This is a genomic window from Mycobacterium intermedium, assembly GCF_002086275.1.
GTDB lineage: Bacteria > Actinomycetota > Actinomycetes > Mycobacteriales > Mycobacteriaceae > Mycobacterium > Mycobacterium intermedium.
In genome coordinates this window covers 1-13,717 of the sequence record NZ_MVHT01000127.1, presented here as the reverse complement: position 1 = coordinate 13,717, position 13,717 = coordinate 1, and the positions used below count along the sequence as shown (strand labels likewise).

Here is a 13,717-nt window from a genome sequence, read left to right as displayed (position 1 = left end):
TCACGGCCACCATCCCCGTCGGCATCGCCCCATTCGGAGTGGCGGTCAGCCCTGACACCGGCGCCGTCTACGTCGCCCTGCAGACCGAACACGCCGGCCGCGCCCGGCAACCCAGCTCCGCCGGCCCCACCGGCTCCGCCATGGCCGAACAACCCCGCGTCCCCGCCCCGGCCACCGGCCTGACCAGGCCCGCCGGATCCGCCGTTGCCGCCGTTGCCCCACAGGATCCCGCCCGCCTCACCGGCCTGCCCGGTGCCCGGCGCCCCGCTGACCCCATCACCGATCAGCGGGCGCCCCAACAGAAACCGTGTGGGGGCGTTGATCAGCCCTTGCACCAACTGCTCGACACCGGACGCCTCCGCGGAGGCGTAGGCATTGGCGCCGGCCGCGAGGGTGCGCAGGAACTGCTCATGAAACGCCGCCGCCCGCACGGCCGCGGCTTGATAGTCGCGAGCCTGCCCGGCGAACAGCTGCGCAATCCCCACCGATACCTCATCGGCCGCCGAAGGGGCCATCGCCAGGATCGAGGACACCGCGAACCGGTGGGCTTCCTCCAGCGTCGAATTGATGTTTGCCAGTTGTGCTGTCGCCGTCGCCATGATTTCCGGCGCCGCAATGAGATACGACATGACTGCCCCCGATCTGATACGCCAATAGCGGCAATCTGAGCGTCGCGCGGATCTGGAAGGCGAAATTCAGTAGACGACTACTGCACTACACGACGGCTGGCGCGGTGATCGTTAAGTGGACGATCGTTGGGTAGCGGAAACTAGCCAACCGTGAATTCGCGGGTCTTTCCAGTGAACGACAACAGCGAGCCATCGGCGCCCCGTGCGGTGCCGTGGTGGACGATGCGGTACGTACCCGGCAGGGTGTCGTCGGGAATGTCCCAATTGATCGTGACCCGCGAACCGGCCCGTCCGTTGCGGGCCCACTCGAAGCGCGTCGACCAGTCGCCGTCGTTGGCCACCTGTATCCATTCCTCGCCGGCTCGGCGCTGCACTTCCAGATAGGTGTCGTTGCGGCGCAGGTCATTACCCGGGTGCGCACTGTCGAATATCACCTCGACCACTTCGCCAGGGCGGTAGGAGCCCGATGGCTCGGTGACGACGGTGCCGAACGATCCAGTGTCGGGCGGGGGAGTGCGCACCCAGCTCAAGGGCTTCTTCGCGATCGGGGCCTGGCCGGTCGTCACGGCCCGGCCGTCGCGCATCGCCTCGGCGAGCCCGGCGACGGTTTGCATCAGGGCGGGCAGTTCCCAGCGGCCGAACAGCGTGCTGCCGCCCTCGTACCGTTGCTCCAGGTACTCCTCCGGCGTGGTGACGTAGTGGATGTAGGCGTTGCTGTAACCGACGCAGAGCACATCGGCCAGTTCGGCGCCCACGATCGACGCGACGGTGCGACGCAATCGAAGTCCGGCCACGATCGTCGGTTCGCCCGGAATCCCAATCAGGTACAGTCGGCCGATCCGCAACAGCTGGACCGGGACGATCTCGGAGATGAAAGGAGTCATCCGGTTGATCAGCCCGGCCGGAACCACGATGCCTTTGGGGGATTGCGTCGACCCGAGTGCCGCCGCCCGCTGATAGACGGCACCGGAAACCTTGTCCCAGAACGGGTTTCGGCCCTGTCGGAATCCGGCGAAACCGGCGCCGTCATCCGTGCCGGCCATCATCGCGGCCGAGATCATCGGACGCCCGGTGCGATGTGGTTGACCATCCGGGGTGAATTCGCCCCGCACTTCCACATTGCTGAGGTCGACGTAGGTCAGCCGGCTGTCAACGCCGCTGCCGATCGGCTTCCCGTCGTCCAACAGCTCGACGGCGTCCTCGAATTGCGACAAACCCACGACACGGGTGTTCTCGAAACCGTTGTCCGCCGGGTCTGCGGCGCCCTCCCCGCTGCTCCGCTCGACGTGCGGGCTGATGTCTCCCGGATTCGTCTGCGCGAAGGCGGCGATGAAGTCGGGCTGGCCGGCGAGGTAATCCGCCCCTGCTACGTCGCGTTCCCAGTGGTAAGCCGCGTATCCCTTGTTGTCGCTGGAGATGAGGCGATTGCGGTTGTTCATGCTGGTGCCGTGCGTGGCGAAGAAATGGATGGCACCGACCGTGCGGTCGCCGCGATCGATGCGCACCAGCGTGGTCTGCGGATCGATGCGGTCGGGAAAGAACGCCTTGTCGTCCGGTGGGTTGCGATCGAAAGCCGTTGGCGAACGATTGATGCTCGCGTCATGCAATTCGCCTTGCGACAACGTCACCTCGGCCGGCGCCAAGTCATGGTGGGCATAGGTTGCCGCCTCGACAATCCCGTCGACGATGGCGCCAAAGGTTGCCGGCCGAAAGCCGCTTGTCGTCAAGTTGTAGAGCAGGTTTCCGCAATAGCCACCGGGCGCCGAGTGGGTATGGGTGGTGGATATGAGCGTGTTTTCCGCCGTGTAGGTGTCACCAAAGGAATGGGACAAGCGGTTTAGTACCGCATCGGTGACGTTCTGCATTGGCAGCGGCAGTTCGGTTACGACCAGCAGAACCCGCGCCTGACCGTCGTCGAAAATGAATGCCCGGGCGCGGAGGCGTAGGTGGATGCCGGCAGTCTGCTGATCGGATTTGCCATAGCCCAGCATGCCGCAGTTTGCCGATTCACCGGTGATGTCGGCGATACCGCGGCCTACACGAAGCATGGTCCAGGCTCCCGTCGCAGCAACAACTTCGGCTTATCTAGACGGTCACACCTTATACACCGCGGTCAAGGTGCAGTTTGCCCACGATCACAACGGCGACCAGCTGTCCCAACGGTTGTCGAAGTCGAGAATCTTTCGGGAGAACTGGGCGCTGCCGATGATTTCGCGGAAGTGGTCCTCCCAGCCCCACCAACCGCTGATCTGAAACTCGTGCTGGTACCAGCTCAGCTTGTAGTTGATCGGCGCGTGTTCGCCCTTGTTCTCGGGCGCGAACACGGCGACCGCCAAGAGCCCCAGAACCGTGGCCGCGGGCAACTGGATCTTTCCCTCGCGCCAGATGCTGATGTTCGTGTCACGGGAGCCATGCCGGGTTATCTCAAATCCCTTGGGCAAGTCGTCGGTATGGCCGTGGCCGTACCGGTGAATGCCGTATAAAACATCGGCGATATCGGGCCGACCATCGGGCAGGTCGGATTTCACCTGGATTGGGAAACGCGATTTTTCGAAGTCCACAGCCGGCGCGGCCATAGCGTGGAAAATGTCCAAACCGTCACGAATCGTGCGCCTGAAAGCGGCGGCAACTCCCTGCTGCGGATACCGCTTCTTGCCGGTGCCCTTGATCGCGTCGCAGGCGTGGTACATCGCGGTGTCCCAATCCTGCCGAGCCCAATGATCGAGTGACTGCCTGACCGAATCTCCCACATTCACACACCAGAGGCTAACGATCCCGCCCGCGCCGGTTGACCAGTGCCCCGTTCCGAATGGCGGCGTGTCGTTTTCGGATAGCATCGAATCACGTCACATCCGTGACGCCGGACGAGGGGAACCGTACCCGGCCAGCGACAAGACGGTGCCGCGGGAGGGTGTGATGTCCTGGCTGATCCTTTTCGTATCAGGTGTTTTGGAAGCGGTGTGGGCCATCGCGCTGGACAAGTCGCAAGGATTCTCCCGGCCGTTGCCGACGGGTGTGTTCGTGGTGGCGCTCGTGCTGTCGATGGCTGGGCTGGCGACCGCGATGAAGGAACTGCCCGTCGGTACCAGTTACGCGGTCTGGGTGGGGATCGGCGCCGCCCTCACGGTTGCGTTTGCAATGGTGACCGGGCAGGAGGCCGCGTCCCTGGCCAAGTTGGCGTTCATCGTCGGAATCGTCGGCTGTGTGGTGGGCCTGAAGCTCGTCAGCAACTGATTCCTGTAAACCAACTGTACATAGCGAACATTTGCTATTGACGCTGTGCGTATGCTTCATGCAATCCGATAGACCTAATTTGCTCAGGGGATACCGCTATGTCGTTTTTGCTCACGCAGCCCGGATTGCTCACCGGCGCGGCAACGGACTTGGCGGGCATCGGTTCGTCGCTCGATGCGGCCACGGCCGCCGCCGCGGTTCCCACGACGGCGGTGTCGGCTGCGGGGGCCGACGAGATCTCGGCGGCGGTGGCGGCGATCTTCCAGGCGCACGGTCAGCTTTATCAGTCGGTCAGCGCTCAGGCGGCGGCCGTGCATGCGCAGTTCGTGCAGGCGATGGAGGGAGCGGGTCAGGCCTACGCGCGCGCCGAAGCCGACAATGTCAGGTTGCAGGCCTAGTTACCGCTAGCTCTGGCTCTCGATCAACTGCAGCGCCCGCTCGAACAGGTACACCGTCCCGGCGTGCAGGTAGTCGCCCACCGACCTGTCGGCCTTGCCCGCGTACGCGCGGGCCAAGGTGCCCTCGATGACGATGCCGAGCTTGAAGCAGGCCAGCACGGTGTACCAGGTGATGTGCGACAGGTCGCGGGTGGTGTTGGCGGCGTAGCACTGCAATAACTCGCCGGTACTGGCCAAACCGGTCTGGTTGGCCAGGGCGTGGCTGAACACGCTCGCCCCGTCGTCCTGTCGCCAGGTGGCGAGCAGCCAGCCGAGATCCAGCAGCGGGTCGCCGATCGTGCACATCTCCCAGTCGACGATCGCGACTACCTCTGGGCCGGTGTTCGAGAACATCACGTTGGCGGCGTGGTAATCGCCGTGCATGATCCCGGGCTTCCAGGAGGTGGGCCGGTGCGTTTCCAACCAGCGGGCCACTTCGTCGACCCCCGGAATGTCGGGGCCCGGATATCCCTCGTACTCCTGGTAGGAGGCCAGTTCCGAAAGCCAGCGCGGCACTTGGCGTTCCAGAAAGCCTTCGGGCTTGCCGAAGTCGGCGAGCCCGACCGCCACGTGGTCGACGGCGCCGAGTTTGGCCAGCGCGTCGGCCATCGATAACCCCATGCCGTGCCGAACCTCGGCATCGTTGGCGTGCAGCGGCGGCAGCCCTTCGCCGGCATTGAAGCCGTCGACCGGCTCCATCAGGTAGAAGACCGCGTCACCGAGCACGGCCGGGTCGTCGCAGGTGGCGATAAGTCGAGGATGCGGAACGTCGGAACCGGCCAACGCTGCGAGCACGCGGGTTTCCCGCAACATCGCCGCGTTGCTGCGGGGACGGAGGTGTTTGGGGCCGCGGCGCAGTACGTAGGGCCGACCGGCTCGGGTAAACCGCAGCATGATGTTCTGCGTTCCGCCCGTCACCGGGGTGACGTCCGCCAAGGGTCCTTCGCCGAGGCCCTGCTCCGACATCCAGCGCGCTACCGGTTCCAGATCCACCGGCGTCAACCCTTGGCGCGCGGGGTGTATCGGACCGTCTGGGCCGCAATCACGCCGTCGCGAAACACGAAGGTGTCGACGCCGTCGTCGACGCGGTTGACGGCCGAGTCGGCCGCCCATTCGAGGAAGAGAACGTCCCCGTCGAAAATCATGGTTTTCAAGTCCCAGGCCGCATCGGGCAGGTCCGCGAGCAACTTGACGAAGACCTGCCGAATTTCGTTCTTGCCGCGCGCCACGCCCGCCGAGGTGATGACGACCGAGTCGTCGGCGTAGTCAGCAACGATCTCGTCGAGATCGCCCGCCGCCAAAGCCTGGCCGTGATGGGCGAATACTTCCTGCGGTGTGCCGGCCATCTAGCTCCTTTGCTACTTGTCGAGCAACCTGACCAGAAACCTGTCGAGCTGCTGGGAAAAAGCGTAGGGCACTCTTAGCGAGCGCCCGGCGGCCTGGCCGACTGGAAGAATAGTTTGCATAACTGACTTTCTCGGTCGGGGCTCGGGTAGAGAGGTAGGCCATGGTCCGCACGGATAACGACACCTGGGACATCACCCAGAGCGTGGGAGCCACCGCGCTCGGAGTGGCGGCGGCTCGCGCCGCGGAGACCGAGAGCGCAAACCCACTGATCAGTGATCCGTTCGCGCGGGTCTTCGTCGACGCGGCCGGCCAAGGCATGTGGAGCATCTACTCCAATCCCACGCTGATCGCGCAGGCCGCCGATGTGGACCCCCGGGTGCGGGAACGGGTGCAGCTGATGGTCGACTTCATGGCGACCCGCACGGCGTTCTTCGACGAGTTCTTCCTCGGCGCCGCCGACGCCGGGGTCCGCCAGGTGGTGATCCTTGCCTCGGGTCTGGATTCGCGCACCTGGCGGCTGCCGTGGCCCGACGAGCCGCACGGCACCGTGGTCTACGAGCTCGACCAGCCCAAGGTGCTGGAATTCAAGACCGCCACCCTGCGCCAGCATGGCGCCGAGCCTCGGGCGCGCCTGGTGACGATCCCGATCGACCTACGCCAGGACTGGCCCAAGGCATTGCAGGACGCCGGGTTCGACCCTTCGCTGCCGTCGGCGTGGTCGGCCGAGGGGCTCGTACGCTACCTGCCCGCGCGAGCGCAGGATCTGCTGTTCGAACGCATCGACGCGCTCAGCGCGCCCGGCAGCTGGCTGGCTACCAACGTTCCCGGCGAGGGTTACCTGGACGCCGACCTGGTGGCGCGTCAGCGCGAGGACATGAAGCGGATGCGCGCCGTGGCCGCGCGGTTCGTCGAGACCGAGATGCCGGAGGTCGAAGACCTTTGGTACGCCGAGGAGCGCACTCCCGTCGACGAATGGCTGGGGGGCCGCGGCTGGAACGTGTCGGTGACCGACTTCCCCGGACTGATGGCCCGGTACGGGCGCAATCATCCGGAAGGTCTGGAAGCCCCGTTGCCACCCACGCTGTTCGTCTCCGCGCAGCGACCCCGGCCGCTCGGCTGAGGCCCGGCCGTCAGCTGTCCGTCGGGCTGGACTTGGCCTCTACGTCCTTCTTGATCGCAGCGATCGCATCGACCGGCGTGAGGTTCTGGCCCTCGCTGTTCTGGCCGAGTTGCGGCCACCCGGCGCCGTCCGGTCCGCGTAGTTGATCCCAGATCTCGCGGACCTTGGTCAGCAGCTCCCTTTGTTCGTCATCGGTGAGCGCCATCAGCGGTCCTCCGTTCGTGGTGATGCCGCAGGCGGCGGCGAACTGTTCCGGGGTAAGCCCGTCGGCCGAATTCATGTCGCACCGCCCAAACGGTGGACAGCCCTGCGGCAGATTCGGGCTGTAGCCCGAGCCGTCGGTGTATTGGTGCGCGACCTGTCCGGGCAGGTTCGGGTTGGACCCATAGCCCGCCGCGATGACCCGAAGTCCTTCCGGGCGCACCCGCCACATGGTGTAGAAGTCGTAGGCGTTGGCGTAACCGATGATCCGCGCGGGCGAACCCGCGTAATCCGCCAAATTCCAATACAACTGGTTGATCCAGCTCGAACCGTCGCCCGGTGGGTTGCCGCCCGATTCGACATCAAGCATCAACGCCACCCGTGGGTGTAAGCCGCCGTTGGCGTCGATCATGTTCCGCACGGTATTGGCGTTGGCCAACCAATTCGGGCGAACGTAGGTGTACACGATTCCGAATGTCAATCGTCCACTGTCCAATGCCGCACGCATCCACGCGTAATTGCGCGCGAAATTGTGATCCCGATAGGTCCCGTCGCAAACCCGGCTGGACAGCACTCGGTATGGGTACGAATTATCCACTGGCACTTGATATTCCGAGACATCGGCGAACAATGTGTCGGGCACGCGCCCATGCTACAGCGGTTCGGTGTCGACGGTGCCGACTCGGTATCGTCGCCACTGTGGCGAAGCACGGGCCAAACCGGAAGGCCGATCGTCCTGCCCGTGTCGACGATGTACGCCGGATCGCCGCGGCCATGCCGCACGTCAAGCGCCTGGAAGGGCCCAAAGGGAACCCCATCTACCAGGTGGGCGGCAAGTCATTCGTGTTCTTTCGCACGCCGCAGCCCGACGCGACCGATCCGACGACCGGTGAACGCTATACCGACGTGATCATGCTGTGGGTGGAATCCGAGGCCGACAAGCTTTCGTTGATCCAGGACGACGCATCGCCGTTCTTCACCACACCGCACTTCGACGGCCATCTTTCGGTGCTGGTGCGCGGCAGTCGGCTGGGCGAGATCGGGCTCGCCGAATTGACCGAGCTGATCCAGGACGCCTGGCTGTCCCGCGCCTCGAAGACGCGTGCGGCAGCGTGGCTGGCGGCGCACCACGTCGAGGGCGCCTGATTCGCCCGCAGTTTGAAAAGCCGAAAAGGAATTTTGGTTTGGCACGTTTAGACATGCGTGCAATGGGCAACGCTAAGCGCACGGGAGTCTTTCTCGGACACAACGGAGGTCACGATGCGCGGGCGTGGACTTATTGGCGCAATTGTTCTGGTGTGGTTGTTGATCGGAGTGTTTGCAGCCTGGCAGCGTGGCTACTTTAAGAGTGGTCCGTCCAACTGCAGTACAACGGCCTCAATCGCTACCACAGTGATTGCGGGGCCGTTGAATTACGGGCTTAACCCGGCGGTCACTTGCAATCAGCCGAATGTGCCGCAGCCCAAGCAATAAAAGTGAACTCGCACCGTCAAAGAAAAGGAAACAACCATGATTATCGTCGGGGCCCTCTTGCTCATCCTCGGGCTTGTGTTCGGCATTAGCTTGTTGTCCACACTCGGTATCGTGTTGCTTGTGATTGGTGTCGTCATGTGGGCCTTGGGGTCCATGGGACGGCCAGTCGCCGGCAGGCGGTACTGGTACTAACGCCAAACACACCCGAGATGTGGGGCCGCGTGACCAAACCAGTCACGCGGCTTCACAGTTTGTACATAGGTTTGGCATAGCTTTGCCTTAGCGATCCACGGATACTGGAACCCGTGACCGCTCCCAGAACTTCAGTCGAGCGCGTCGTCATGTGCCGCTCGGACGGCCAACCTGTCACCGTGCTGGTTGTCGACGACGAGCCCGTTCTCGCCGAAATGGTGTCGATGGCACTGCGCTACGAAGGGTGGAACATCACCACCGCGGGCGACGGCGCCTCGGCCATCTCGGCGGCCCGGACCGAGCGTCCCGACGTCGTCGTGCTCGACGTGATGCTGCCCGACATGAGCGGCCTGGACGTGCTGCACAAGCTGCGCAAGGAGAATCCAGGCCTGCCCGTCCTGCTGTTGACGGCCAAGGACGCGGTCGAGGATCGCATTGCGGGACTGACCGCGGGCGGCGACGACTACGTCACCAAACCGTTCAGCATCGAAGAAGTGGTGCTGCGGCTGCGGGCGTTGTTGCGGCGCACCGGGGTGGCGACCGTCGACAGCGGGGCCCAGCTGGTGGTGGGGGACCTGGTGCTCGACGAAGACAGCCACGAGGTGACCCGCGCCGGCGAACCGATCTCTTTGACGTCCACCGAATTCGAGCTGCTGCGGTTCATGATGCGCAACGCCAAGCGAGTGCTGAGCAAGGCCCAGATACTCGACCGGGTGTGGAGCTACGACTTCGGCGGCCGATCCAACATCGTCGAGCTCTACATCTCGTACCTGCGCAAGAAGATCGACAACGGTCGCGAACCCATGATCCACACGCTGCGCGGCGCGGGCTATGTCCTCAAGCCGGCCCGCTAAAAGCAAGCGCAGCTGGTCGCTTCGTCGTCGCCTTCTCGTCGGGCAGGTCATCGTCGTCACCGCCGTGTGTATCGGCATCACCGCGGTGACCGAGATCGCGCTCTACCGCCAGCTTCTCGCCCATCTCGACGGACACGTCATGGGGACCGGTTCTCGCTCGGCATTGATGTATCCCGAACGGGCGGACCGCCCGCCGCGCTACGAACCGAGGCCAGGCCCTGGTCCACGCTTCGTCGATGCGCCGGGTCAACCGGCTCTTGTGGTTGGCGCGGTGGTCAGCGGCGGTAAGACCATCGACGCCGGTTACCTGACCACCACCGGTGCTCGGGCCGCGTTGACCGAAAAGGCTCGGGCTCAGCTGGCGGCGGTCTCGGGCAGTCGTTCGCCGGTCACGGTAGATCTCGATGGCATCGGTCGGTACCGCGTGGTCGGCACTCCGAGCCGAAGCGGTGGCGACATCATCGTCACCGGCTTGCCGATGTCCGGCGTCGACACCGGCATGTTCCGGATGCTGATCATCTTCGTGATCGTGTTGGTGGTGAGCATCGCCGCTGCGACCCTGGCCAGCGCCGTGGTCATCCGGCGAGCATTGGCGCCGTTGCGGCGCGTCACACAGACCGCGAGCAAGGTCGTCGATCTTCCGCTGCACCGCGGCGAGGTCGAGCTGCCGCTGCGCGTGCCCGACGAGAACCCCTCCACCGAGGTGGGCCAACTGGGTTCGGCGCTGAACCGAATGCTCGACCACATCGCGGCGGCGCTGTCGACGCGGCAGGCCAGCGAGACCCGGGTCCGCCAATTCGTCGCCGACGCCAGCCACGAGCTGCGCACTCCGCTGGCCGCGATCCGCGGTTACACCGAACTCGCGCAGAAGATGGGTGACGACCGGGAGGCGGTGGCGCATGCCATGAGTCGGGTGGCGTCCGAGACCGCCCGGATCACCCACCTGGTCGAAGATCTGCTGCTGCTGGCGCGTCTGGACTCCGGACGCCCGCTGGAACGGGAAGACGTCGACATGTCCCGCCTGGCGGTCGACGCCGTGAGCGACGCGCACGTCGCCGGGCCCGACCACGAGTGGGAGCTGGACCTGCCGCCGGAACCGGTGACGGTGACCGGTGATGCCGCACGGTTGCACCAGGTGGTGACGAATCTGCTCGCCAACGCCCGCGTGCACACCGCCGCCGGCACCGTCGTGACGACGCGGCTGACCACCGAGCCGGAAAACGTCGTACTTCAGGTCATCGACAACGGGCCCGGTATTCCGAAAGAAAAGCAATCAGAGGTATTCGAGCGGTTCGCCCGCGGCGACACGTCACGGTCCCGCAAGGGCGGCAGCACGGGCCTGGGCCTGGCGATCGTGTCCGCTGTGGTGAAGGCGCACCACGGAACGATCACGCTGAATAGCTCACCCGGCCACACCGAGTTCGCGGTGCGGTTGCCGCGTAATGGCAGCCAACCGCCCGCCGCTGATTCCTAGAGTCGTTCCCGCGAGCGTGCTACGGGCAGTTCACGTCGATTGCGAACGGCTTTTTCACCGCACCCTCCATCGGGTTGGACGCGTCCACTCCGACCGCCGTCCCGGTGATCTTGTACTGGCTGCCATTTCTGGTTGCCGAGGCTTGGCCTTCGCCGGTGCCGGCGATGAAGTTCAAGGCGATGCCGTCGACGGTGCCGAGTCCCACGGACTTCACCTCAGGAGGGTTGGTGTCGGTGAGCACGGCAGCAATCCCAGTGCCTTGTCCGCCGATGGTGATGTTGACGTTGCCGGCCGCCGAGGAGCAGGTAACCGCGCCCGAGACGTTCTGCTCCTTCCCGTCGACGACGACCTTCGTGACGCCGCCACCGCTACCTACCGACGTGGCGCCGCCCCCGCTGGACTCCTGGTCCGAACAACCGGAAAGACTCGCGGCCAACAACGCTGCCGCGGCAACCGAAACCGTCAGTGCACGCATCACCCCTGCTCCTTTGCCCGTTGGCGCGATCCGCGGCTTTGCGGATCGCTTCGGAAGTATGCGACCTGCTGGGCAGCAGGTCTAGGTGCAAAAGGCCGAATTTTGCTTCCGCAATTCACGTCGTGTCGAATCATTCCGCCGTGGCGCCCGGAGTGGCAAAGTATTGCCGGTGAACCACAAACCTCCTACTGCGGCCATCGAGTCGGCACATGGCCAATGCGCGCTACCATTCGATGACACAAGGGATTTCGACGACGCCGATCGTGGATTCATCGCATCCTTGTCGCCGTGCGTCATCAAGGCGGCCGACGGGCGCGTGGTGTGGGACAACGACGTGTACGCATTCCTCGACGGTCCCGCGCCTACCTCGGTGCACCCCAGCCTGTGGCGGCAATCGACGCTGGCCGCCAAACAGGGTCTGTACGAAGTGGTCCCCGGCATTTACCAGGTCCGCGGCTTCGACCTTTCCAACATCACCTTCATCGAGGGTGACACCGGGATCATCGTCATCGACCCGCTGGTCTCCACGGAGGTGGCGGCCGCCGCGCTGGCCCTTTATCGCGAACACCGGGGTGGCGACCGGCCCGTCGTCGCGGTGATCTACACCCACAGTCACGTCGACCACTTCGGTGGCGTGCTGGGCGTGACGACGCAAGCGGATGTGGATGCCGGAAAGGTGAGCGTGCTGGCGCCAGAAGGCTTTACCGAGCACGCCATCCAGGAGAACGTGTATGCGGGTCCGGCGATGACGCGACGCGCCACCTACATGTACGGCACGGTGCTCGACCGAGGGCCGCAGGGGCAGGTGGGCTGCGGGCTCGGCCAGACTCCGTCCACCGGCGAGGTCGGGATCATCGTGCCGACCATCGACATCCGCACCACAGGAGAGACGCACACGATCGACGGCGTGGAGATCGAATTCCAGATGGCGCCGGGCACCGAGGCACCCGCCGAGATGCATTTCTACTTCCCGCAATTCCGCGCGCTGTGCATGGCCGAGAACGCCACCCACAATCTGCACAACCTGTTGACGTTGCGTGGTGCGCTGGTGCGTGACCCGCGTGCGTGGTCGGGCTACCTCACCGAGGCGATCGACACCTTTGCCGACCGCTCCGACGTGGTCTTTGCGTCCCATCACTGGCCGACGTGGGGCAGGGAACGCATCATCGAATTCCTGTCGCTGCAGCGAGATCTCTACGCGTACCTGCATGACCAGACTCTGCGGCTGCTCAATCAGGGCTATACGGGGGTCGAGATCGCCGAGCAGTTTCAGATGCCCCCGGCGCTGGAACGGGCGTGGCACACTCGCGGCTATTACGGCTCGGTCAGCCACAACGTGAAGGCGGTTTATCAGCGGTACATGGGTTGGTTCGACGGCAACCCGGGTCGGCTGTGGCCGCATCCGCCCGAGGCGCTGGGTCCGCGTTACGTTGCGGCGCTGGGTGGGCTTGACCGGGTCGTCGAGCTAGCGCAGGCGGCCTTCGACTCGGGTGATTTCCGTTGGGCGGCAACGCTGCTCGACCACGCGATGTTTACCGACGCCGAGCATTCCGCCGCGCGGGCGTTGTATGCCGACACCTTGGAGCAGCTCGCGTACGGCGCCGAGAACGCGACGTGGCGCAACTTCTTCCTCAGCGGTGCAACCGAACTGCGCGAGGGCAACTTCGGTACGGCGGCCCAAGTCACGTCGCCAAGCCTGCTCCTGCAGCTGTCCCCGGAGCAGATCTTTGACGGTCTCGCGATCCGGATCAACGGCCCGCGCGCCTGGGACCTCGACATCGCGATCGACATCACCTTCGCCGATCTTGGCGCGAACTACCGTTTGACGTTGCGTAACGGTGTGCTGGTCCAGCGGAAGGTGGCCGCCGACCCGGCGACGGCGACTGTTACGGTCAAGCTGGCCAGCAAGTTTCGGCTGCTAGGTGTATTGCTCGGCGACTTCGGTTCGCCCGGACTTGAGGTCACCGGTGATCAGTCCGCGCTGCAGTCGTTGATTGGCGTGCTCGATGCGCCGGATCCGAGTTTCAACATCGTGACGCCTTAAGCGCCGGGGCTTCGCCTTCGCCGGCTTCGCTGAGTGTGGGGCCTGCGGCCCTGCAGCCTTGGAAGTTGGTGCATAAGGCCCACATTCGGCGTGCTTGGCCGCTGTAGGCGCCTAGCTGGCTTCGCCGGCTTCGCTGAGTGTGGGGCCTGCGGCCCTGCGACCTTGGAAGTTGGTGCATAAGGCCCACATTCGGCGTGCTTGGCCGCTGTAGGCGCCTAGCTGGCTTCGCCGGCTTCG

General features: G+C 64.8%; 14 protein-coding genes, 1 pseudogene and 1 riboswitch. Of the genes and pseudogenes, 8 read left to right on the top strand and 7 right to left on the bottom strand.

The features are described 5' to 3' along the window. From BST27_RS27875 to BST27_RS27865, 3 genes are all read right to left on the bottom strand, one after another. Positions 1-629, bottom strand: a 629-nt coding sequence (locus tag BST27_RS27875; protein ID WP_139805414.1) for a PE family protein, incomplete at its 3' end; no start/stop codon positions are given. A 140-nt stretch (positions 630-769) separates the two neighbouring features. Then, positions 770-2,677 (bottom strand): neutral ceramidase, encoded by a 1,908-nt coding sequence (locus BST27_RS27870; protein ID WP_069420122.1) that lies wholly within the window; start codon positions 2,675-2,677, stop codon positions 770-772. Between the two features lie 87 nt (positions 2,678-2,764). Next, the gene (locus tag BST27_RS27865) at positions 2,765-3,385 is read right to left on the bottom strand and encodes a hypothetical protein (RefSeq protein WP_069420123.1); all 621 of its coding nucleotides are present in this window, start codon (positions 3,383-3,385) and stop codon (positions 2,765-2,767) included. 84 nt (positions 3,386-3,469) lie between these two features. Beyond that, a riboswitch (guanidine-III (ykkC-III) riboswitch) is annotated at positions 3,470-3,534 on the top strand. Positions 3,535-3,545: 11 nt separating this feature from the next. Between BST27_RS27865 and BST27_RS27860 the strand changes: the two genes are divergently transcribed. Both BST27_RS27860 and BST27_RS27855 read left to right on the top strand, forming a co-directional pair. Further along, on the top strand, positions 3,546-3,863 hold the full coding sequence (locus BST27_RS27860; protein WP_069420144.1) for a DMT family transporter: 318 nt from the start codon (positions 3,546-3,548) through the stop codon (positions 3,861-3,863). Between the two features lie 98 nt (positions 3,864-3,961). Then, positions 3,962-4,246: pseudogene (locus BST27_RS27855) on the top strand (PE family protein); the annotation flags it as partial. A 21-nt stretch (positions 4,247-4,267) separates the two neighbouring features. Here BST27_RS27855 and BST27_RS27850 read toward each other — a convergent pair. Together BST27_RS27850 and BST27_RS27845 are read right to left on the bottom strand one after the other, a co-directional pair. Continuing rightward, entirely contained in the window at positions 4,268-5,266 is a 999-nt protein-coding gene (locus tag BST27_RS27850; RefSeq protein WP_079219967.1) for a phosphotransferase family protein, read from the bottom strand. A gap of 32 nt (positions 5,267-5,298) precedes the next feature. After that, the gene (locus BST27_RS27845; protein WP_069420126.1) at positions 5,299-5,646 is read right to left on the bottom strand and encodes a nuclear transport factor 2 family protein; all 348 of its coding nucleotides are present in this window, start codon (positions 5,644-5,646) and stop codon (positions 5,299-5,301) included. A gap of 161 nt (positions 5,647-5,807) precedes the next feature. On the opposite strand from BST27_RS27845, the gene BST27_RS27840 reads away from it, so the two are divergent. Continuing rightward, positions 5,808-6,767, top strand: a complete 960-nt coding sequence (locus BST27_RS27840; RefSeq protein WP_083148724.1) for a class I SAM-dependent methyltransferase — start codon at positions 5,808-5,810, stop codon at positions 6,765-6,767. 10 nt (positions 6,768-6,777) lie between these two features. Here the strand turns inward: BST27_RS27840 and BST27_RS27835 are convergent, their stop codons facing one another. Next, positions 6,778-7,611 carry a glycoside hydrolase family 25 domain-containing protein gene (locus BST27_RS27835; RefSeq protein WP_069420128.1) on the bottom strand — a complete coding sequence of 278 codons (834 nt, stop codon included), beginning with the start codon at positions 7,609-7,611 and terminating at the stop codon, positions 6,778-6,780. 131 nt (positions 7,612-7,742) lie between these two features. Here BST27_RS27835 and BST27_RS27830 point away from each other — a divergent pair, with 131 nt between their 5' ends. The 4 genes from BST27_RS27830 to BST27_RS27815 all read left to right on the top strand — a co-directional run bounded on the left by BST27_RS27830 (position 7,743) and on the right by BST27_RS27815 (position 10,961). Beyond that, a complete protein-coding gene (locus BST27_RS27830) occupies positions 7,743-8,114 on the top strand; it encodes an MmcQ/YjbR family DNA-binding protein (protein ID WP_069420145.1) in 372 nt (123 codons plus the stop codon). Positions 8,115-8,228: 114 nt separating this feature from the next. Further along, positions 8,229-8,441: a hypothetical protein gene (locus tag BST27_RS34160; protein WP_079220189.1), complete on the top strand. Its 213-nt coding sequence runs from the start codon at positions 8,229-8,231 to the stop codon at positions 8,439-8,441. A gap of 341 nt (positions 8,442-8,782) precedes the next feature. After that, positions 8,783-9,487: a two-component system response regulator TcrX gene (gene tcrX / locus BST27_RS27820; RefSeq protein ID WP_069420129.1), complete on the top strand. Its 705-nt coding sequence runs from the start codon at positions 8,783-8,785 to the stop codon at positions 9,485-9,487. Beyond that, positions 9,465-10,961: a sensor histidine kinase gene (locus BST27_RS27815; protein ID WP_069420130.1), complete on the top strand. Its 1,497-nt coding sequence runs from the start codon at positions 9,465-9,467 to the stop codon at positions 10,959-10,961. Before tcrX ends, BST27_RS27815 begins: the two co-directional genes overlap by 23 nt. Before the next feature lie 19 nt (positions 10,962-10,980). Here BST27_RS27815 and BST27_RS27810 read toward each other — a convergent pair whose 3' ends face one another. Next, complete coding sequence (locus BST27_RS27810; RefSeq protein ID WP_069420131.1) at positions 10,981-11,439, bottom strand: lipoprotein LpqH; 459 nt, start codon at positions 11,437-11,439, stop codon at positions 10,981-10,983. A 160-nt stretch (positions 11,440-11,599) separates the two neighbouring features. Here BST27_RS27810 and BST27_RS27805 point away from each other — a divergent pair, with 160 nt between their 5' ends. Next, positions 11,600-13,480 carry an alkyl/aryl-sulfatase gene (locus BST27_RS27805; protein ID WP_170062377.1) on the top strand — a complete coding sequence of 627 codons (1,881 nt, stop codon included), beginning with the start codon at positions 11,600-11,602 and terminating at the stop codon, positions 13,478-13,480. Positions 13,481-13,717 lie beyond the last annotated feature (237 nt).